Raw genomic sequence first — 20,785 nt, 5'->3', positions numbered from 1 at the left:
GACGCTCAGAACCCGGAGGGGTACCGGGGCGTGTAGGGCTCCTCGAGCCGGGCGATCTCGTCGGTGGTGAGTTCGAGCTCCACGCCCGCGACGGCGTCGTCGATGTGGTGTTCCTTGGTCGCACCGATGATCGGGGCCGTGATCGAGGACTTGCCGGCCACCCAGGCGAGCGCGACCTGCGCCATGGTGACCCCGCGCTCCGACGCGATCGCGGCGACCGCGTCGACGATCGCCTTGTTCGACTCCTCGCCCTGCTTGTAGAGCGTCTTGCCGAACTCGTCCGTGCCCTCGCGCTTCGTGCCGCCCTCACCCCAGGGGCGGGTGACCTTGCCGCGGGCCAGGGGGCTCCACGGGATCACGCCGACGCCGGTGGCCTCGCAGAAGGGGAGCATCTCGCGCTCCTCCTCGCGCTCGAGCAGGTTCACCTGGTCCTGCATCGACACGAACTTCGTCCAGCCGTGCCGCTCGGCGACGTGCTGCATCTCGGCGAACTGCCATGCCCACATGCTCGAGGCGCCGATGTACCGGGCCTTGCCGGACTTGACGACGTCGTGCAGGGCCTCCATCGTCTCCTCGATCGGCGTGTTCGGGTCGAAGCGGTGGATCTGGTAGAGGTCGACGTAGTCGGTGCCGAGCCGCTGCAGCGACGCGTCGATCTCGTGCATGATCGACACCCGGCTCAGGCCGGCGCCGTTGCGGCCCTCGCGCATGCGGTTGAACACCTTGGTGGCGATCACGACCTCCTCGCGTGGAGCGAGCTCCTTGAGGACGGTGCCCGTGATCTCCTCGCTCGAGCCGAGGGAGTACACGTTCGCGGTGTCGAACGTCGTGATGCCCGCTTCGTACGCGCGGCGGATGAACGGGCGGGCGTCGTCGAGGCCGACGCTCCACTCGTGCGAACCCCTGCCGGGGTCCCCGTAGCTCATCATGCCGAGCACGCCGGCGCTGATCTCGAGTCCCGAGTTGCCCAGTCGGACGGTCTTCATGCGGTGATCCTCTCGTCGCGGCCGGTGACGGCGAGCAGCCGCGTCTGCAGCGGGGCGTCGTCGTCGACCTGGATTGGTGCGTCGTAGAGACCGCTCGCGGCGAGCGAGTCGATCTGGGGTTCGAAGACGGTCCACACGGCCTGGACGAGTTCGAGCGGCAGGTGCTCGTCCGAACCCGTGGCGCGGGCGAGGTCCCACGTGTGGATCGTGATGTCCGAGGTCTGCTCGGCGAGGTACTCCGCGGCGCGCACGGTGTCGGTCGCCAGGTGCACGGGGGTGTCGTCGGGGGTGTTCCGCCAGGCGTCCGTCGCCGTGGTCGAGAACCGGGCCCACGCGGCGACGAGGTCCTCGCCGATCGGCTCGAGCTCGTCGTGCGCCTGTTCGTGGTCGTGGCCGGCGAGCAGGTGTGGGATCCACCGCTGCTCGTCGATGACGTGGGTGACGAGGTCGCGCGTCGACCACTCGGTGTCGGGCGTCGGGGCCTCCCAGTCGGTGACCTGCTCGAGGCGACGGCCGAACTCGGCCGCCGCGAGCGCCTGCAGGGTGATCCAGTCGAAGGCCATGGTCGGGCTCCTGTCTCGGGTCCTGGTGCGGGATGCGGTGCCTGCGGGGCAACGTGCCCGGCGGGCGGCGTGTTCCCCGCGGTCTCGGCCCGGGCGCGTCCTGCTGGTCGGGCGTCACCACGTTACTCGTGCAGTGGGTGCGGTGGGTGTGCGCGGGCGCGGTGGGTGTGCGCGGATGCGGTGGCGTCGGTGGTTCGCCATGGGCGCCGGCGAGCCGGCGCGCTGGTGCGCTGGTGCACTCGCTCGCGCGCTCGTGCGCTGGTGCGCTGGTGCGCGCCTCGCACGCGCGTGCGCGACGCGGGCCGTCGGCCATGTCGCGTCGACAGATCAGGAACACGCGGTCGGGAGGGACGGGTCAGGGCTGCCGCGGACCTCCTGTCCTGCGTTGTCACCAGGCTGCCCGCATGCCGGTGGGGGAGGGCCGCGGGGTGCCGCCGACGGTTCGGAGGAGGTGCAGCGTGCGCGCGCGGGTGGGCGGCGGTGCAGCGAGAGCGTGTCCAGCAGATCCCCGTCCGATGACGACTCAGGAATTCCCGGCCGGGAGGGACGTGGGGGCTCCGTCCCCTGCCTGCCGTCCTGAGTTGTCGGCGGCGGAGCGGGGTGGAGGGGCGGGGCGGATGCGGACGGGGCCAGCGGGACGGGGCGGCGCTGCGATGGGAGGGCGGCGGCGCACCCTTGCGTCGACGACTCAGGAATCCTCGGCCGGGAGGGGCGTGGCGGCTCCGTCCCCTGCCTTCCGTCCTGAGTTGTCGGCGGCGGAGCGGGGCCCGCATCCGCGACGGGATGGGAGCGGCGCCCGCGTTGCGTCGACGGTCCAGGCGTGCGCTGCTTGGAGGGACGCAGCAGGGCCGCCGCAAGTCTCCCGTCCTGCACGGACCCGGACCTGGACCCGGAACGGACTCGGACCCGGACCCGGACCCGGACCCGGACCCGGACCCCGACGCGGCGGAGCCCCGACGCGCGCACGCGTCGGGGCTCCGTGTCCCGGTGGGCCTGCGGCCCCGAGGGAGGTGACTCAGGCCGCCTGGAGGACGAGCTGGATGTCGAGGGTGATCGTGACGTCGTTGCCGAGCGTGAACCCGCCGGCCTCGAGCGCCGCGTTCCAGTTCACGCCGAACTCGGTGCGGTCGATCTTCGTGGTGGCCTCGGCGCCGAGCTTGGTCTGGCCGTAGCCGTCGGTGGTGATGCCGCCGAGCTCGGTCTTCAGCGTGACGGGCTTGGTGACGCCGCGGAGGGTGAGCTCGCCGTCGATGAGGAGGTCGTCGCCGTGCTCCCGGATGCCCGTCGAGCGGAACACCATCTGCGGGTGCTCGTCCGCGGCGAAGAAGTCGCTCGTCGCGAGGTGCTGGTCGCGGGCCTCCTGGCCGGTCTTGACGCTGGCGATGTCGATGGTCGCCTCGATGGTCGACTCGAGCGGGTTCTCGGCGGTGACGGCGGTCACGTCGAAGGTCTGGAACGTGCCCTTGACCTTGCTGATGGCGAGGTGGCGGACGGAGAAGCTGACCTCGGAGTGGGTCGGGTCGAGCTTCCAGGTGCCGGCGATGTAGCCGGGGATGGCGGCGGCGGTGATGGCCATGGAGTTCTCCTCGTGGTGCTGGGACGTTCGTCGCGGCCCGGTGACCGCTGGTCGATGCAAGCGCATCGGTCGGCAGTCTAACCCGGGATCGCCGAAGAAGGTTGTAGCGACTACTAAATGGTCGGGACGGGCGTGTCGCCGTGCGATCCGACCGCCTGGATCAGGCCGGACGGGAGGTCGGGGAGACCGACTTCGACGCGTCGCGCTCCGCGATCGAGCCGATGGCGTCGTCGATGCGCTGCATCGCCTCGGCGTCGAGGGTCACCCCCGCCGCGACGACGTTGTCGACGACCTGCTGCGGCCGGGAGGCCCCGATGATGGCCGACGCGACGTTGTCGTTCTGCAGGACCCACGCGATCGACAGCTGCGCCATCGACAGGCCGAGGTCGTCCGCGATCGGCTGCAGGGCCTGGACGCGCTCGAGCACGTCGTCGCGCATCCAGCGCGAGATCATCTGCGCGCCGCCCTTCTCGTCCGTCGCGCGGGAGCCCTCGGGGAGCGGCTGACCCGGCTTGTACTTGCCCGTCAGCACACCCTGGGCGATCGGGGAGAACACGATCTGCGACAGCCCGAGCTGCTTCGAGGTCGGGATGACCTCGCCCTCGATCACGCGCCAGAGCATCGAGTACTGCGGCTGGTTCGCGATGAGCTGGAACCCGAGCTGCTGGGCGAGCTCGTGTCCGGCGCGGATCTGGTCCGCGGTCCACTCGGAGACACCGATGTAGAGCGCCTTGCCCTGCCGCACCACGTCGGCGAAGGCCTGCATGGTCTCCTCGAGGGGCGTCTCGTGGTCGTAACGGTGCGCCTGGTAGAGGTCGACGTAGTCGGTCTGGAGGCGCTGCAGCGAACCGTCGATCGACTCGAGGACGTGCTTGCGCGAGAGGCCGACGTCGTTGTGCCCCTTCGGGCCGGTCGGCCAGTACACCTTCGTGAAGACCTCGAGGGACTGTCGCCGCTCACCCTTGAGCGCCTCGCCGAGGACGGTCTCGGCGGCCGTGTTCGCGTACGTGTCCGCCGTGTCGAACGTGGTGATGCCGGCGTCGAGGGCCGCGCGCACACACTGCGTCGCGACGTCGTTCTCGACCTGCGACCCGTGGGTGAGCCAGTTGCCGTAGGTGATCTCGGAGATCTTCAGTCCGCTGTTGCCGAGGTATCGGAATTCCATGCTCCGGACGCTACCGGAACGGTACCGATCCGGCGCTCGGGAGGGCGCCCCGGGCCTCCCGGCCGACCTGCCGGCGTGTGTCGGGGATGTGAACGTCGGGTGACGCGGCCCTGGCAATGGCCTGCACATGTCTGTACCCGGCCCAAACCATCGCGGGGACCACCCTCGAATGGGTGTCATGACCCGAGCAACCACCCCCGTCCAGGGGCGACCCGTTCAGGGGACGGCGGACGTCCTCGTGGAGGCGGTGACCGGAGGCGTACCCGTCGTCCCACGGTCCCGTCCCCGTGCGGTGCGCCTCCCGCCGGCCGTGCGTCGGCGCCCCCTGCCCTCGGTTCGTCGGCGCCTCCCGAAGGCCGCGGCCGTCCGGGAGCTCGCGTCGTTCGGAGCGGTCGGTGGCGTGTCCTTCGTGGTCGACGTGGGCGTCTACAACCTGCTCCGCGCCACGGTGCTCGACGACAAGCCCGTCGGCGCCAAGATCGTCTCCGTCGCCGTCGCGACCCTCGTCGCGTGGCTCGGCAACCGGTTCCTGACGTTCCGGTCCCAGCGGACCGCGAACCGTCGGGAGACGGCTCGCGAAGGTGCCCTGTTCGTCCTGTCGAACCTCATCGGGCTCGGCATCGCGACCGGGTGCCTCTTCGTGTCCCACTACCTGCTCGGTTTCACCTCGACCCTCGCCGACAACGTCGCCGGCAACGGAGTCGGCCTCGTGCTCGGCACGATCTTCCGCTTCGTCGCCTACAAGGCAGTCGTTTTCCGCATCAAGGAGGCACCGGTTGATGAATGACACAGCAGTCGCGGCGCTCGCGTCGATCTCGCGCATCACGGCGGCGGGCCCGCTGTTGAAGCCGAGTCACGACGCGCCCGCGACCGACACCCCGAACCGCGGCACCACGTCCGTGCCGACCGGCGGTTCCGGGTCCACCCACCACGCGGTGTGGAGCCTGGGGGAGTGGATCGGGTACTCGGCGCTCATCGCCGTGTCGATCCTCCTGACCGTGGTGGCGCTGTCGACCCTCTGGTGGATGCTGCACGCGTGGCGGTCGCGCGAGGCGCTGCGGCAGACCAGCTTCAGCCAGAGCCCTCGTCCCGCGGCCCACCGGTTCACGCTCCTGGTGCCGGGGCGGCACGAACAGGACGTCATGGGCGAGACGCTCGACCAGCTCGCCCGGCAGGACCACCCCGATTTCGAGATCATCGCGATCGTCGGCGAGGACGACCCCGAGACCGACGCCGTCGTCCGGGCCGCCGCCCGACGCCACCCGGACCTCATCCGGGTCGTGGTCGACGACACCGCCCCGAAGAACAAACCGAAGGCGATGAACCTCGCCCTGCAGCACGCGACCGGCGACGTCGTGGGCGTGTTCGACGCGGAGGACGAGGTGTACCCCCACCTGCTCACGCTCGTCGACTCCCGGTTCCAGGAGACCGGCGCCGACGTCGTGCAGGGCGGCGTGCAGCTCATGAACTTCCGGTCGAGCTGGTGGAGCCTGCGGAACGTCCTCGAGTACTACTTCTGGTTCCGGTCCCGCCTGCACTTCCACGCCGAGTCGAAGTTCATCCCCCTCGGCGGCAACACCGTGTTCGTCACGAAGGAACGCCTCGACTGGTCGAACGGCTGGGACGCCGGCTGCCTCGCCGAGGACTGCGAGCTCGGCGTGCGACTGTCCGCCGACGGCGCCAAGGTGGTCGTCGCCTACAGCCCGGAGGCGGTCACCCGCGAGGAGACCCCGCCGACCTTCGCGTCCCTCCTCAAGCAGCGCACGCGCTGGAACCAGGGGTTCCTGCAGGTGCTCGGCAAGGGGGAGTGGAAGCAGCTCCCGAGCGCGAAGCAGCGGTTCTTCGCCCGGTACCTGCTCACCATGCCGTTCATCCAGGCGGCGACGGGGCTCCTCATCCCGCTGAGCGTCCTCATGATCGTGTTCGTCAAGGTGCCGACGGTCATCGCGCTCATCAGCTTCATCCCCGTCGCGCCCACCCTGATGCTCCTGGCCGTCGAGGTGGTCGGGCTCAACGAGTTCGGCCGCATCTACCAGGAGAAGGTCCGCATCCGCGACTACGTCAAGCTCGTCGTCGGCCTCGTGCCGTACCAGATCTTCCTCGCCGCCGCCGCCGTCCGGGCGGTCGTCCGGCACCTGCAGGGTCTCAACGCCTGGGAGAAGACCGAGCACACGAACCAGCACCGTCCCGCCGCCGTCCAGGGCTTCGCATCCGCGGTGACCCAGGACGTGGCGGCACCGACCAGCTCGCACGGCGTCCTGGCGATGGCCGGCGCGGACACCACCCGAGGAGGCGACCGATGACCGCGAGCGCGACACACACCCCGGCGGCCGGCAACATCGGGACCGGTCGTGCCCTCCGTGACCAGTCGCTCATCGCGACGTGGGTCGCCCGGCACGGCGCGAGTCTCGTCTGGGTCGCCCCACTCCTGGCGATCACCGCGGTGGTGCAGGCCTGGAACATGACCGGGACCCCGCAGCGCATCGACGACGAGGGCACCTACACGGCGCAGGCCTGGGCCATCGGCCACCTCGGCGAACTGACGCACTACACGTACTGGTACGACCACCCGCCGCTCGGCTGGATCCAGATCGCCGGGTACACGCAGCTGACCGGCGCGTGGCTGCGCTACCCGTACGCGGTCGACGCGGCCCGCGAGGCCATGGTGTTCTTCGCCGTGGTGTCCGCCGCGCTCCTGTTCGTCCTCGGACGCAAGCTCGGGCTGTCGCGGGCGGGCGCCACCGTCGCCGGGCTGCTCTTCGCGCTGTCCCCGCTCGCCGTGCAGTACCACCGCACGGTGTACATCGACAACGTCGCGACGCCGTGGCTCATCGCCGCGTTCGTGTTCGCCCTGAGCCGACGACAGCAGCTCGCCGGTTTCACCGCGGCGGCCGCGTGCCTCGGGGTCGCGGTGCTGAGCAAGGAGACCTACCTGCTCGCGTTGCCGTTCGTCGCCTGGATCGCGATCCGCCGCGCCGACCCCTCGACACGGCGGTACGCGCTGAGCGTCGCCGGCGCCGTGCTCGCCATCATCGGCGGCGGGTACATCATGCTCGCCGCGGTCAAGGGCGAACTCCTGCCGCGCTCCGGTCAGGTCAGCCTGCTCGACGGCATCACCTACCAGCTCGGCTCCAGGAACGCGAGCGGATCGATCTTCGACCCGTCGAGCCTGGCGTCGAAGGCGGTGTCCCAGTGGTGGGACCTCGACCCCGTGTTCATCGTGTTCGGCTCGGCCGCAGCGGTCGTCGGGCTGTTCCTGCGCCGGGTCCGGCCGATCGCCGCGCTCCTGGTGTTCCTGCTCGCGATGATGTTCCGACCGAACGGCTACCTTCCGGTCCCGTACGTCATCATGCTCATCCCGATCGGTGCGGTCCTCGTGGCGTACACCGCCGAGCGTGCGGTGATCGCCGTCATGGGTCTGGGACGCCGTCGGGTCCGCGCTCGTCGGGCGGTCGGGCTCACCTGGCTCGTCGCGTGCGCCGCCGCCCTCGTGGTGGCCGTCCCGCTGTGGACCGTGCAGCTCCGCGGGTTCTTCCTCGCCGACCTGGACAAGCCGATGCAGCAGGCCGAGAACTGGGTCGGCGGCAACGTGCCGAAGAGCTCGCGGCTGCTCGTCGACGACGCGATGTGGGTGGACCTCGTCCACGACGGCTTCGCCCGCGACAACGTCATCTGGTACTACAAGCTCGACACCGACGGCGCGGTCGAGCGGCAGTCGCCCGACGGGTGGCGGGACTCGGACTACGTCGTCACGACGGACTCGATGCGCACCGGCGGCACGAGCTCGAAGGACGTCCACGCCGCCATCGCGAACTCGAGCATCGTCGCCTCGTTCGGCACCGGCGACCAAGAGGTCGACGTGCGCCGCATCCACCCCGAGGGCCACACGGCAGCACGGACGGAGATCACCCGTGCCGCGGACGTCCGGAAGACGCTCGGCACGCAGCTCGCGCGGAACCCCGGCCTGCACGCCACCGACGAGGCCGCGAGTCAGCTGCGCGCGGGCCAGGTCGACCAACGGGCGATCCTCGTGCTCGGTCAGCTGCTCGCCGCGCAGACCGTGCGCCTCGACACGTTCACGCCGCTCCCCGGCGAGACCGGCCAGACCTTCCGCCGACTCGTCGTCCACGGCACCTCGAGCGCTGCCACCCTGCGCATGCAGAAGACGCTGCAGGCCATGACCGGCACGTTCCAACCGAAGCGCGTCCTGCGTTCCGGTGACACCCTGACGATCACCTTCTCGGCGATCGACCCGGCGACCACGGTCGTCACCTCGACGCCGTGACGGTGCGGGGGCTTCCCTGGCCCCCGCACCACCACGACGCCGACAACCGACGCGGACCCGATTCCGCAGGAGGAGCCCTCATGTCCACCCGAACCACCACGACGCCCACCCGAACGCTCCGCGCCCGGCGCCTCACCATCGCCGGCGCCGTCGCCGGTGTCGTCGTCGCCGCCACCGTCGGCGTCGGCGCCCCCGCGAACGCCGCCGCCCAGCCCGACGGCTGGCTCCGCGTCGGACACCTGTCGCCCGACACGAAGGGGGTCGACGTGCAGCTGTCGAACCTGTCCGGCGGGGCCAAGGTGTTCGAGCTCGACGACGTCGAGTACGGCCAGGTGAGCCCCTACAAGGAGCTCCCCGCCGGGACTTATGTGCTGTCGATGCGGGCGGCGGACTCGCCGGACTCGACGCCGGTGATCTCCACCGACGTCACCGTCAAGGCCGGCTCGCCGACCACCGTCGTCGCCTACGGCAAGAACAAGCGGCTGCGCACCACGGCGTTCGCCGACGACCTCACGAAGCCGGGGGACGGCCAGGCGCGACTCCGACTCGTGCAGGCCGCGACGAACGCCAAGGAGATCGACGTGAAGACCTCCACCGGCACGACGGTCGCCCAGGACGCCCGGTTCGGTACCGCGACGCAGTACGCCACCGTCGACGCCGGCAAGTGGACCCTGAACGTGTCCGGCGGAGGCCAGCGGGGAACGGCCTCGGTCGACCTCGGCAGCGGCACCGTCTCGACGCTCTTCGTCCTCGACAACAGCGCCGGCAAGCTCACGGTGGTGCCCGTCGTCGACAGCGCCGCGACGGCCTCGGCCCCGGTCGGCGGGGTCCAGACCGGTGGGGGTGGCACCGCCGCCGAGGGGCCGTTCACGCGCTTCGAACACGCGGTGATCCGGTTCCTCCACGGGCTGGCCCACTGACCGCATGACGAGGAGACAGTGGATGACCTCGGCCCTCGTGGCCGTCGTCGCGGTCGCGTTGACCATCGGCATCGCGATCGTCGCGACGGCCCCGGGCCGATCGACGGACACCGAGCGCGCGGCGCAACCGGCCTCCACCGCAACGTCCGGCTCGGCCCCGGGCGGACGGCGATCGGCCGCGACGCTCCGCGAGGACTTCCTCGACCGGTACGTGCGGGGCGGCCGCGTCGTCCGGACCGACCAGGGCGGCGACACCGTGAGCGAGGGGCAGGCGTACGGCATGCTCGTCGCGCTCGCATCGGGTGACCAGCGGCGGTTCCGCAGCATCTGGTCGTGGACGAGGCAGCACCTCCAGGGCGACGACCACCTGCTCGCCTGGCGGTGGACGACGGCGGGCGGGACCGCGGACGAGCAGTCGGCGAGCGACGCTGACCTCGACGCCGCACGCGCCCTCGTGCTCGCCGGCGAGCGGTTCGACCGGCCGTCGTACACGACCGCCGGGAAGCAGATGGCGTCGGCGATCCTCGATCGTGAGACCGCCCAGACCGACGTCGGGCGGATCCTCCTGCCCGGCCCGTGGGCCGCGACAGGCCAGCCGTATGCGTACGACGCGTCGTACGCATCACCCGTCGCGTTCGCGGTCCTCGCGAAGGCCACCGGCGACCCGCGATGGGAGCAGCTCGAACGCGGCTCGCACGCCGTCACCGGGACGATCCTGGCGAACGCGGCGTTGCCGAGCGACTGGTCGCAGGTCCACCAGGACGGCACCGTCGACCCCATGCCGTCCGCGAACGGCACCGGCGGCCCCGTGGTCTACGGGTGGGACGCGATGCGCATGCCGCTCCGGTACGCCGAGTCGTGCACCGCGTCGGACCGGGCGCTCGCCGGCTCGATCGCACCGACCCTCCAGCGGAACACCCAGCTCGCCGCGCAGCTCGACCTCGGCGGCACCGCGGTCACCGACTCGACGAGCGCGCTCGCCTACGCGGCTCGCGCCGCCAGCGAGCAGGCCACCGGGTCGACCACCGCGGCGTCGCGCGACCTGCTCCGCGCCGACCGCACCGCGGCCACGACGCACACGTACTACGGCGACGCGTGGGCCGCGCTCGGCGCGACGATGCTCACCTCCGACGTCCTCGGCGGCTGCGCGACGAACTCGGGCGGCGCGTCGTGATCCGCCTGCCCCGCTGGATGTGGGTGACCGGCGCCGCCGCGCTCGTGGTGGTCGGTGGGAGTGCCGGGGTCGCCACCGCGGTGGCGGCCGGCCGGGAGGCTCCGAGCGCCACCGGTACGTCGGCTGCGGCGGGCGCGCATGGCGCGGGTGCCTCCGGTGCGCCGCGGTCGTCCGGGGCTGGCGCTCACGCTGGCGGTGCCGACTCGTCCGGGTCGTCGCGCTCGTCCGGGTCCTCGGGCTCGTCGCGCTCGTCTGGCGGCGGTGGGACCAACGCGGCCCCGGGCCTCCAGGACCCGACCGCGAACCGCGCCCCCACGACCGCGGCAGACGCGACACCGACGCGGGTCGAGGTCCCGTCCATCGGTGTCGACGCATCGCTCGAGCACCTGCACAAGGACGCCAGCGGCGCGCTGCAACCGCCGACCCAGTGGATGGACGCGGGGTGGTTCAGCGACGGCGTCGTCCCCGGGCACACCGGACCGGCGGTCATCGCGGGGCACGTCGACTCGATCACGAGCGCAGCCGTGTTCTTCAAGCTCGACGAACTCGCCCCGGGAGACGACATCGCGGTCGGCATGTCGGACGGCACCACGATCCACTTCACGGTCACCGGCACCGAACGAGCGCCGAAGACCGCGTTCCCGACGAACGACGTCTACGGCCCCACCCCGACGCCCGAGCTGCGGCTCATCACCTGCGACGGCGCGTTCGACCGCGCGACCGGTCACTACGTCGACAACCTGATCGTGTTCGCAGACCTCGCGAACGACTGAGCGGTGCGTGAACGGTATCGTCCGTTCGTGCCCACCGAGGAGACACCACGCATGAACGACGCCCTCGTCGTCATCCCCACGTACAACGAGAAGGACAACGTGCGGGCCATCGTCGCACGCACGCTGCGGGCATCGGACCGTGTCGACGTCCTCGTCGTGGACGACAACTCGCCCGATGGCACCGGCACCATCGCCGACGAGCTCGCCGCCGCGGACCCGCGAGTGCGGGTGCTGCACCGGGCCGAGAAGAACGGTCTCGGCGGCGCCTACCTCGCCGGCTTCGCCTGGGGGCTCGAGCGCGGGTACGAGCGGCTCGTGGAGATGGACGCCGACGGCTCGCACCACCCCGAGTACCTGCCGCACATGCTCGAGCTGTCCGAGACGAACGACCTCGTGCTCGGCTCCCGCTGGGTCCCCGGCGGCGAGGTCGAGAACTGGCCTTGGCACCGGTCCCTGCTCTCGCGCGGTGGCAACCTGTACTCCCGCCTCGCCCTCGGGATCGCGGTGCACGACGCCACCGGCGGGTTCCGCGTGTTCACCGCCCCCGCGCTCCGACGCATCGACCTGACCGGGATCGCGTCGCGCGGGTACTGCTTCCAGGTCGACCTGTGCTGGCGTGCGCTCGAAGCCGGGCTCCGCGTCGTCGAGACGCCCATCACGTTCACCGAGCGCGAGTTCGGCGTGTCCAAGATGAGCGGGAACATCGTCCGCGAGTCGCTCACCCTCGTGACGAAGTGGGGCGTCGACCGCAGGATCCGTGAGGTGAAGTCGCTCGTGCTGCACCGGCGGCGGCTGCCGTCGGTGCGCGCGAACGCGCACGTCGCGGCGTAGCTCTCGCCCGCGCGCGGCGGAGGTCGGGCGCGGCGCGGCGTGGCTCGGGCGCGGGGCGGCGCCGGCGCGGCGCGGTGCCGCCCCGCTCACCGTCGCCCTCCTCTGGCGAGAATTCAGGAGGACCGGTGCCCCCGCCTCCCGGCCATCGCCATGGCGTTTGGAGCTTCCTGCGTTGTCGACGCGAGCGAGGACGGCGTGGGACGCCGGTCGGGCCCGCCGAGCGTGGGCACCGTGCCAGCGTCCCCCTCCTCTGGTGACGATGCAGGAGGACCGGTGCCGGGCCTCCCGGGCGTCGCCATGGCGTGCGCCGCTTCCTGCGCTGTCGACGTGAGCGGGCGCGGTCCCACTGTCGGTCCGGGCCGCGGGCGGTCGATCGGGATCCGGGGGCCGCCGGCGCGCGAGACGCGACAACTCAGGAGGATCGGTCGCGCGCTCCGCCGCGTTCCCGTGGGCTCGTGGGTTCTCCTGCGTTGTGGACGTGGACGTGGACGTGGACGTGGACGTGGACGTGCGGGCGATGCCGCGGCGTCCGCGCGCACCTGGTGGTGCACGCGAGATCCTCCGTCCTCCGTCCTCCGTCCTCCGTCCTCCGTCCTCCGTCCTCCGTCCTCCGTCCTCCGTCCTCCGTCCTCCGTCCTCCGTCCTCCGTCCGCCGCCGCCGCCGCCCGCCCCCGCGCAGCCGAGGATTCAGGAGGACTGTTGCGCTGCCCGCCGTGTGGGCGGCGACCGGCGTTGATTTCCTGAGTTGTCCGCTTGCGGGAGGCGGGCGAGGGCGAGCGGCGCGGAAGCGCGAGGAACGAGGCGGCGAATCCCGCGAGTGGGGGCGATCGGGAGCCCTGGAGGTGACAACTCAGGAAATTCGTTGCGCTGCCCCCGGTGCGGGCCGGTTCCGGCGTCGATCACCTGAGTTGCCGACGCGGCGGCGCCCGTGGGGGCAGCGGAGCGCCGCAGGTGAGGGCACGCCCGGGAGGCGACAAGTCAGGAGATCCCGTCGCGGTGCGTCCGGTGGGGCTCGATCCCGGCGTCGCTTTCCTGCGTTGTCGACGCGGAGCCGAGGGTGGGGGCGCAGGCGGGAAGGCGCACCAGAGCGGGTAGTCCAGCAGGCGGCCAGGCGGCCAGGCGGCGAGGCGGCCAGGCGGCCAGGCGGCGAGGCGGCCAGGCGGCGAGGCGGCCAGGCGGCGAGGCGGCGAGGCGGCCAGGCGGCCAGGCGGCGATGCGGCCATGGGGCCAGGGGGCGGGGGACCGGGCGGCCGCGCGGCCAGCAAGGAGGCAGGCGCCGCCGGCAGCGAGCGCGTGCGGACTTGTGACGCGCAGAGGGGCAGAGCGGGGCGGCGCGGGGCGACCGGGTGCTCATCCCCGAGCGCGGTGCGGGGACGGGACGGCACCCGGCCCCACGTGCGGACGGGCAGAGCAGGGGCGGGGCGTACCCGCCCCGCCCCGCCCCACTCCGCGGAACGGACGGGTCAGCGCAGGACGACGACGCCCCGGCCGGTGAACTCCACGCCGTCGGCCGAGGCGGTGGCACCATCCGTGGCGAAGAGCACCTCGGCGCCGGACACGACGGGCACCGAGGCAGCGGCGTCCCCGAAGTGCACCACGATGTGGATGTCCGAGCGCGTCAGAACCAGCCAGCGGTCGTCCTCGGAGAACCGGACGCTGTTGGACGAGAAGCGCCAGTCGACCAGGGCCTCTTCACGGCGACGGAGCGCGATCAACGCCCGGTAGGCATCGAGGACGCGACGGCCACGCCCCTCGAGGGTCTCCTCCCACCGGAGCTTCGACCGTCGGAACGTCTCGGGGTCCTGGGGGTCGGGGACGATGTCCGGGTCCCACCCCATCTGCTCGAACTCCTCGATGCGACCCTTCGCCGTCGCGATGCCGAGGTCCGGCTCGGGGTGCGACGTGAAGAACTGCCACGGCGTCGACGCGGCGAACTCCTCGCCCATGAACAGCATCGGCGTGAACGGCCCGAGCAGGGTCACGGCGGCGGCGACCACCAGACCGGCCTCGTCGAGGTGCTCCGCCAGGCGGTCGCCCGTGGCGCGGTTGCCGATCTGGTCGTGGTTCTGGTTCGCGACGACCAGCGCCGTGGTGGGCGCGGTCTCGGTGTCGATCGGCTGCCCGTGTCGACGTCCTCGGAACGACGACCACGTGCCGTCGTGCAGGAACCCGCGCTCGAGCACCTTCGCCAACGCGGCGAGTGGTGCGAAGTCGGCGTAGTACCCGGTGGTCTCACCCGTGAGCGCGACGTGGAGACCGTGGTGGAAGTCGTCCGACCACTGCCCGGTCAGCCCGTAGCCGTGGGCCTCGCGCGGGCGGAACATGATCGGGTCGTTGAGGTCCGATTCGGCGATGAGCGACAGCGGCTTCCGGATCCACTGCGCGAACGCGTCGGTCTCCGAGGCCATCTGTGCCAGGACGTGCGGCCGGGTGGTGTCGCGGATGGCGTGCACGGCGTCGAGCCGGAGCCCGTCGACGTGGAAGTCCCGGAACCACATGCGGACGTTGTCGAGGACGAACGCCCGGACCTCGGGCTGCTCGACGTTCACCGAGTCGCCCCAGGTGTTGCCGAGCCCGGCGAGTAGGTACGGCCCGAACAGCGGCAGGTAGTTCCCGCTCGGCCCGAGGTGGTTGTAGACGACGTCCTGCACGACGCCGAGACCGAGTGCGTGCGCCCGGTCCACGAACCGCTGGTACGCGGCGGCGCCCCCGTACGGAGCGTGCACGGCGAACCAGTCGACGCCGTCGTACCCCCAGTTCCAGATGCCGTTCACCGCGTTGACGGGCAGCACCTCGACCAGGTCGACGCCGAGCGCGACCAGGTGCTCGAGGCGGGCGGCAGCGGCGTCGAGCGTGCCCTCGGGAGTGAAGGTGCCGACGTGCATCTCGTAGATCACGGCGCCCCGGGCCGGACGCCCGGTCCAGCCCTCGTCGCTCCAGGAGAAGGCGTCGAGGTCGATCACCTCGGACAGCCCGTGGACGCCGTCGGGCTGCGACAGCGTGCGCGGATCGGGGACCACCGCGTCGTCGTCGCCGAGTCGGAACCCGTACCGGGCGCCGACGACGGGCGTGACGGCATCCGTGCTCCACCAGTCGTGGTCGTCGCGGGTCAGTTCGTGGTCCGTGCCATCGACGACCAACCGCACGCGGTCGGCGTCGGGGGCCCACACCTCGTACCGGCCGGCACGGATCGGTCCAGAGCGGAACGAGGAGCCGGTGCGGACGGTTCCGGCGGGCGGTTCGGGGATCATGCGTGGCCTTCCATCGTGACGCCCGAGGGCTCGTCCGTCGTGTTGGCCGCCGGCGCCAGGAGCGCGACGGGGTAGGTGCTGAGCAGGTCGGCCACGGCGATACCGCGTCCCGCCCGGAACGTCCGGCCGGTGAGGACGTCGATGCGGTCCTCCGGCACGGGGTGGATCATCGTGTCCGCCCAGCCGCCGGTCCGTTCGAGTCCGATCGGGAGGCGCGTGGCCACGACCACGGCACCGCCGCGGTCGAACGCGACGACGTGGTCCGCGGTGACGCCCGAGGCCGGCACCGGCAGGTACCGCGTGAAGAGCTCGGGCCGGTCGCGGCGCAGGTGCAGGGCGGCCGAGGTCACGAGGAGCTTCGCCGCGCCGGAGGCGTCGACCGGGGGCAGTGCGCCCTCCTCCACGGCGACGAGGAGACGTCGTCGCTCGGCGTAGTCCACGGGTCGTCGGTTGTCCGGGTCGACGAGGGAGCGGTCCCACAGCTCGGTGCCCTGGTAGACGTCCGGGACGCCGGGGCCAGCGAGCTGCACGAGCTTCATGCCGAGGCCGTTCGACCAGCCGGCGGCTTCGATGCGACGGTCGATCGCGTCGAGCTCCGCGACCACCTCCGGATCGTCGAACGCGGCGTCGACGAGCGCGTGCATGCGCTCCTCGAAGGGCTCGTTCGGGGCGGTCCAGGTCGTGGTGTTCCCGGCCTCACGCGAGGCCTTCTCGGCGTAGGCGTGCAGCCGCTCGCGTGAGGCGGGCCGCGCGCCGACGATCGCCTGCCAGAGGAGGTTCGCGAGCACGCCGTCCTCGAGCGGTGCGAGGGCGTTCAGACGCTCGAACGCGGCGACCCACTCGTCACCCAGCTCGGCGAGCGTCGCGATGCGGGCGCGGGTGTCCTCGCTCCGCTTCGTGTCGTGGGTCGTGAGTGTGGTCATGGCGTGCGGCCAGGCGGCGAGGCGACCCTCTTGCGCGCGGTGGAACTCGGTCGGCGTGATGGAGAACACGCTCGGGTCCGTTCCCACCTCGCTCAGGCTCGTCAGGCGCGAGTAGCGGTAGAACGCCGAGTCCTCGACGCCCTTCGCCATGACCATCCCCGACGTCTGCTGCAGGCGGATCGCCGCCGGGTGCTCGGGGTCGGCGAGGAACGGGGCGATCCGGTCGATCACGGGGTCGAGGTCGGGACGGCGCTCGCACGCGGTCTCCAGGGCCTCGACGAGGTCGTGTGCGCCCTCCGGAAGGTAGGTCCGGTAGACGCCGAACGACGCGGTGACCTCGGCGACGGCGTCCTCGATGACACGAGGGTCGACGTCGGGCACCTCGGGCGCCAGGAGACGGGTCAGTCGGGCGACCTCGCTGCCGAGGATGCCGTCGGTCACGTCGCGCCGGGTGCCGTGCGTCAGGAGGTCCCACCGGAAGGCGTCCCGTTCGCCGCGCAGCCGCGAGTCGAGCGCGCCGAGCGGCTCCGCGCCGGCCGGGTCGACGAACAGGCGGTCGACGTACCCGAGGGCGTCGTAGCCCGTCGTGCCGTCGACGGGCCACGAGGCGGGCAGCTCCTCGCCGGGCTCGAGGATCTTCTCGACGAGGGTGTACGCCCCGCCGGTCAACTCGGCCAGGTCGTCGAGGTACCCCGCCGGGTCGTACAGGCCGTCCGGGTGGTCGATGCGGAGACCGTCGACCTGACCGTCGCGGAACCACTGCCCGATGAGGCCGTGCGAGGCGGTGAACACCTCGGGCTCCTCGACCCGGATCGCGGCGAGGGTGTTCACGGCGAAGAACCGGCGGTAGTTGAGGTCGTGGTCGGCGCGACGCCAGTGCACGAACTCGTAGTGCTGGCGGTCGTGGACGGTGCGTACGTCGTCGCCCGGGTTCACGGTCCCCGGGGCGGTCGGGTAGGCGGTCGTCCCGACCATGAGCTTGTCGCCCTCGAGCGTGATGGCGTCCAGGCCGTCCTCGGTGCTGTTCTCGAGGTCGTAGTCGAGCACGGGCACGCGGATGCGTCCGCCGCCCGCGGCCCAGTCGACGTCGAACGCGTCGGCCACGGCGGAGTCCCGCCCGTGGGTCAGCAGGTCTTCCCACCAGGGGTTCGACGCCGGGTCCGCGACGCCCATGTGGTTCGGCACGATGTCGACGAGGACCCCGAGCCCGGCCGCGTGCGCAGCGGTCGTCAGTGCGCGGAACGCGTCGTCGCCGCCGCGGGACACGTCGATCCGGGAGTGGTCGACGACGTCGTAGCCGTGGCTGGACCCCGCTTCGGCCTGGAGGACCGGGGACAGGTAGACCCAGTCGGCACCGAGCGCGGCGATGTAGTCGACGACCTCGGCGGCGGCCGTCAGGTCGAAGTCGGCGGTCACCTGGAGGCGGTAGGTGGAGTCCGGGACGCGACGCGCGCCTCCCGGACGGCGAGCGGGCACCGCTGCCTGCTCGTTGTGGGTCGAGGTCACGTCGGGTCTCCCTTGCCGGCATCGGCGGTCGGTGCCGGGCGCGGGGTGCCCGGCGGGGTGGCGGTCATGGCCTCCGTCGCGGTGTCGACGCCGTCGGGGGCGGTCGGGGTCGCGGTCGGAGCGCTCGTGGTGGTCGTCGACACCGGTGTACTCGTCGGCTCCTGCGGGGGTTCCGCGCGGAGCACGAGCATCGAGCGCGCCGGCACGTCGAGCGGCTCTCCGGCGGCGACGATGTCGCCCTTCTCGCCCGGGTCGGCCGTGTCGATCCGGATCTTCCACGCGTGGGCGTACTCGTCGGACGGCACCGTGAACGTGACGGTCTCGGAGTGGGCGTTGAAGTACATGAGGAAGTTGACGTCGGTGACGCGTCCGCCGCGGGAGTCACGGCCGCGGATGCCGTCGCCGTTGAGGAACACCCCGACGCTCTTGCCGAAGCCGGAGTCCCATTCCTCCGGCTGCATCGCGTCGCCTTCCGGGGTGAGCCAGACGATGTCCGGCAGCGGCTCGTCCTGCCCGCGGCGCACGGGTCGGCCGTTGAAGTACCGGGTCCGTCGGAACGTCGGGTGGTGGCGCCGGAGGCGGACGACCTCGCCGACGAAGTCGATGAGCTCCTGGTCGGCGTGCGCCCAGTCGATCCAGCTCAGTTCCGAGTCCTGCGCGTACACGTTGTTGTTGCCGAGCTGCGTGCGCCCGAGTTCATCGCCGTGCAGGATCATCGGCACGCCCTGGCTGAGCAGGAGCGTCGCGAGGAAGTTCCGGCGTCGCTGGAGCCGGAGCGCCGTGATCTCCGGGTCGTCGGTGGGGCCCTCGACCCCGGAGTTCCAGGATCGGTTGTGGCTCTCGCCGTCGTTGTTGTCCTCGCCGTTGGCCTGGTTGTGCTTGTCGTTGTAGGAGACCAGATCGAGCAGCGTGAAGCCGTCGTGGGCGGTGATGAAGTTGATGCTGGCCACCGGGCGGCGCCCGTCGTGCTCGTACAGATCGGCGGATCCGGAGATGCGCGAGGCGAACTCACCGAGCGTCGACGGCTCGCCTCGCCAGAAGTCGCGCACGGTGTCGCGGTACCGCCCGTTCCACTCGGTCCACTGCGGCGGGAAGTTCCCGACCTGGTACCCGCCGGGCCCGACGTCCCACGGCTCCGCGATGAGCTTGACCTGCGACACGATCGGGTCCTGTTGCACGAGTTCGAAGAACGTCGCCAGGCGGTCGACCTCGTAGAACTCGCGGGCGAGCGCGGCGGCGAGGTCGAACCGGAAGCCGTCCACGTGCATCTCGGTCACCCAGTACCGGAGCGAGTCCATGATGAGCTGGAGCGAGTGCGGGTGCCGGACGTTGAGCGAGTTCCCCGTTCCCGTGTAGTCGCGGTAGTACCGCTGGTCGTCGTCCATCAGGCGGTAGTACGCCGCGTTGTCGATGCCCTTCAACGACAAGGTGGGTCCGAGGTGGTTGCCCTCGGCCGTGTGGTTGTACACGACGTCGAGCACGACCTCGATCCCGGCGTCGTGCAGGGTCCGGACCATCGCCTTGAACTCCTGCACCTGCTGCCCACGGTCCCCACTGGCGGAGTAGTGCGAGTGCGGGGCGAAGAACCCGATCGTGTTGTACCCCCAGTAGTTGCTGAGGCCCTTCTGCTGCAGGATCGAGTCGTTCACGTACTGGTGCACGGGCATCAGTTCGAGCGTGGTGACCCCGAGCCGCTTGAGGTGCCCGATGACCGCTGGATGCGCGACGCCCGCGTAGGTGCCCCGTTGCTCCTCGGGGATGTCCGGGTGGGTCTTCGTCAGGCCCTTGACGTGGGCCTCGTAGATCACGGTCTCGCCGTAGGGGACCTTCGGGTGTCGATCGCCCTGCCAGTCGAAGAACGGGTTGATGACCACGCCCTTCACCATGTGCGACGCCGAGTCCTCGTCGTTCCGGCTGTCCGGCGCACCGAAGGTGTAAGAGAACAGCGACTGGTCCCAGTCGATGTCTCCACTGGTCGCCTTGGCGTAGGGGTCGAGCAGGAGCTTGTTCGGGTTGGCTCGATGCCCGCGCTCCGGGGCGTACTCGCCGTGCACGCGGAATCCGTACTCCTGCCCCGGACCGACGTTCGGCAGGTAGGCGTGCCAGACGTAGGCATCGACCTCGATCAGGTCGATGCGGGTCTCGGTGCCGTCGTCGTCGAAGAGGCAGAGCTCGACGCGTTCGGCGGCCTCGCTGAAGATCGCGAAGTTCGTGCCGCTGCCGTCGTACGTCGCACCGAGGGGGTAGGGGTTGCCGGGCCAAGTCTGCAAAAGCGGGACCTCCTGGTCGATGACCGGCCCAACCTATCGGCACCGCTCGGCGATGTCCGGAGCGCAGCCACGCCTGTGGACGGTCGGCGGTCCCGTTCCCCTGTGGACGGCCGGGGCGCCCGTGCTCCCGCCGATGCTCGGGAGTAGCCTCGCGCGCATGACGAACATCGCGGCGCAGCTCGCCGACAAGGTCCGCCCGCTCGGGGTCGCCACGAACTACGGCGACCCGATCGAGGTCGGTGACGCCACCATCGTGCCCGTGTCGATCGGGTGGTACGGCTTCGGCGCCGGCGGTGACCAGGACGAAAACGGCGGTGGCGGGGGCGGCAGCGCGTCGATCCCCGTCGGTGCGTACGTCCGCCGCCCCGGTCGTGCGCTCGTGTTCGAGCCGAACATCATCGCCCTGCTCGCGGTCGCGACGCCGTTCGCGTGGACCGTCGGCACGGTCCTGCGCAAGCTGGTGCGCGCCCTCAAGAAGTAGCGGACGGGAGGCGCGGGACCGGGCCTCCTGCCCGGCCACGGATCCATGCGTGGGGACGAGGCCCACCGCGCCTATACTCGG

The 20,785-nt window shown here is 71.5% G+C and carries 15 protein-coding genes; 8 read left to right on the top strand and 7 right to left on the bottom strand.

The window, feature by feature from the left end; translation table 11 throughout:
- Positions 1-5: 5 nt before the first annotated feature.
- The 4 genes from DEI88_RS11735 to DEI88_RS11720 all read right to left on the bottom strand — a co-directional run bounded on the left by DEI88_RS11735 (position 6) and on the right by DEI88_RS11720 (position 4,290).
- Positions 6-986, bottom strand: coding sequence for an aldo/keto reductase (locus DEI88_RS11735; RefSeq protein ID WP_111071274.1), 981 nt, complete (start codon positions 984-986; stop codon positions 6-8).
- Positions 983-1,549: a TIGR03086 family metal-binding protein gene (locus DEI88_RS11730; protein ID WP_111071275.1), complete on the bottom strand. Its 567-nt coding sequence runs from the start codon at positions 1,547-1,549 to the stop codon at positions 983-985. The genes DEI88_RS11735 and DEI88_RS11730 overlap by 4 nt, the downstream gene beginning before the upstream one ends.
- Before the next feature lie 1,015 nt (positions 1,550-2,564).
- On the bottom strand, positions 2,565-3,125 hold the full coding sequence (locus DEI88_RS11725; protein ID WP_111011595.1) for a YceI family protein: 561 nt from the start codon (positions 3,123-3,125) through the stop codon (positions 2,565-2,567).
- Between the two features lie 160 nt (positions 3,126-3,285).
- Positions 3,286-4,290, bottom strand: coding sequence for an aldo/keto reductase family protein (locus tag DEI88_RS11720; RefSeq protein ID WP_111011594.1), 1,005 nt, complete (start codon positions 4,288-4,290; stop codon positions 3,286-3,288).
- 178 nt (positions 4,291-4,468) lie between these two features.
- On the opposite strand from DEI88_RS11720, the gene DEI88_RS11715 reads away from it, so the two are divergent.
- From DEI88_RS11715 to DEI88_RS11685, 7 genes are all read left to right on the top strand, one after another.
- Positions 4,469-5,077 carry a GtrA family protein gene (locus DEI88_RS11715; RefSeq protein WP_111027602.1) on the top strand — a complete coding sequence of 203 codons (609 nt, stop codon included), beginning with the start codon at positions 4,469-4,471 and terminating at the stop codon, positions 5,075-5,077.
- The gene (locus tag DEI88_RS11710) at positions 5,070-6,593 is read left to right on the top strand and encodes a glycosyltransferase (protein ID WP_181435450.1); all 1,524 of its coding nucleotides are present in this window, start codon (positions 5,070-5,072) and stop codon (positions 6,591-6,593) included. The genes DEI88_RS11715 and DEI88_RS11710 overlap by 8 nt, the downstream gene beginning before the upstream one ends.
- Positions 6,590-8,575 (top strand): ArnT family glycosyltransferase, encoded by a 1,986-nt coding sequence (locus tag DEI88_RS11705; protein ID WP_111071277.1) that lies wholly within the window; start codon positions 6,590-6,592, stop codon positions 8,573-8,575. The genes DEI88_RS11710 and DEI88_RS11705 overlap by 4 nt, the downstream gene beginning before the upstream one ends.
- 80 nt (positions 8,576-8,655) lie before the next feature.
- Positions 8,656-9,495 carry a DUF4397 domain-containing protein gene (locus DEI88_RS11700; protein WP_111011591.1) on the top strand — a complete coding sequence of 280 codons (840 nt, stop codon included), beginning with the start codon at positions 8,656-8,658 and terminating at the stop codon, positions 9,493-9,495.
- A 22-nt stretch (positions 9,496-9,517) separates the two neighbouring features.
- Positions 9,518-10,669 (top strand): family 8 glycosyl hydrolase, encoded by a 1,152-nt coding sequence (locus DEI88_RS11695; protein WP_181441162.1) that lies wholly within the window; start codon positions 9,518-9,520, stop codon positions 10,667-10,669.
- On the top strand, positions 10,666-11,442 hold the full coding sequence (locus tag DEI88_RS11690; protein ID WP_146246003.1) for a class F sortase: 777 nt from the start codon (positions 10,666-10,668) through the stop codon (positions 11,440-11,442). Before DEI88_RS11695 ends, DEI88_RS11690 begins: the two co-directional genes overlap by 4 nt.
- Positions 11,443-11,493: 51 nt before the next feature.
- Complete coding sequence (locus tag DEI88_RS11685) at positions 11,494-12,273, top strand: polyprenol monophosphomannose synthase (protein WP_111071280.1); 780 nt, start codon at positions 11,494-11,496, stop codon at positions 12,271-12,273.
- 1,463 nt (positions 12,274-13,736) lie between these two features.
- Here DEI88_RS11685 and treZ read toward each other — a convergent pair.
- The 3 genes from treZ to glgX are packed head-to-tail and all read right to left on the bottom strand — an operon-like array spanning position 13,737 to position 20,223.
- Positions 13,737-15,524 carry a malto-oligosyltrehalose trehalohydrolase gene (treZ, locus tag DEI88_RS11680; RefSeq protein WP_111071281.1) on the bottom strand — a complete coding sequence of 596 codons (1,788 nt, stop codon included), beginning with the start codon at positions 15,522-15,524 and terminating at the stop codon, positions 13,737-13,739.
- Positions 15,521-17,953: a malto-oligosyltrehalose synthase gene (gene treY, locus DEI88_RS11675; protein WP_258374911.1), complete on the bottom strand. Its 2,433-nt coding sequence runs from the start codon at positions 17,951-17,953 to the stop codon at positions 15,521-15,523. The genes treZ and treY overlap by 4 nt, the downstream gene beginning before the upstream one ends.
- Positions 17,950-20,223, bottom strand: coding sequence for a glycogen debranching protein GlgX (gene glgX, locus DEI88_RS11670; protein ID WP_111027588.1), 2,274 nt, complete (start codon positions 20,221-20,223; stop codon positions 17,950-17,952). Before glgX ends, treY begins: the two co-directional genes overlap by 4 nt.
- A 157-nt stretch (positions 20,224-20,380) precedes the next feature.
- Here glgX and DEI88_RS11665 point away from each other — a divergent pair, with 157 nt between their 5' ends.
- On the top strand, positions 20,381-20,704 hold the full coding sequence (locus DEI88_RS11665; protein WP_111011631.1) for a hypothetical protein: 324 nt from the start codon (positions 20,381-20,383) through the stop codon (positions 20,702-20,704).
- The last annotated feature ends 81 nt before the right edge of the window (positions 20,705-20,785 follow it).

This window comes from Curtobacterium sp. MCBD17_003, from assembly GCF_003234885.2.
Classification (GTDB): Bacteria; Actinomycetota; Actinomycetes; order Actinomycetales; family Microbacteriaceae; genus Curtobacterium.
Note: the sequence above shows the minus strand (reverse complement) of the source record. Positions and strands in the feature narration are given on the sequence as shown.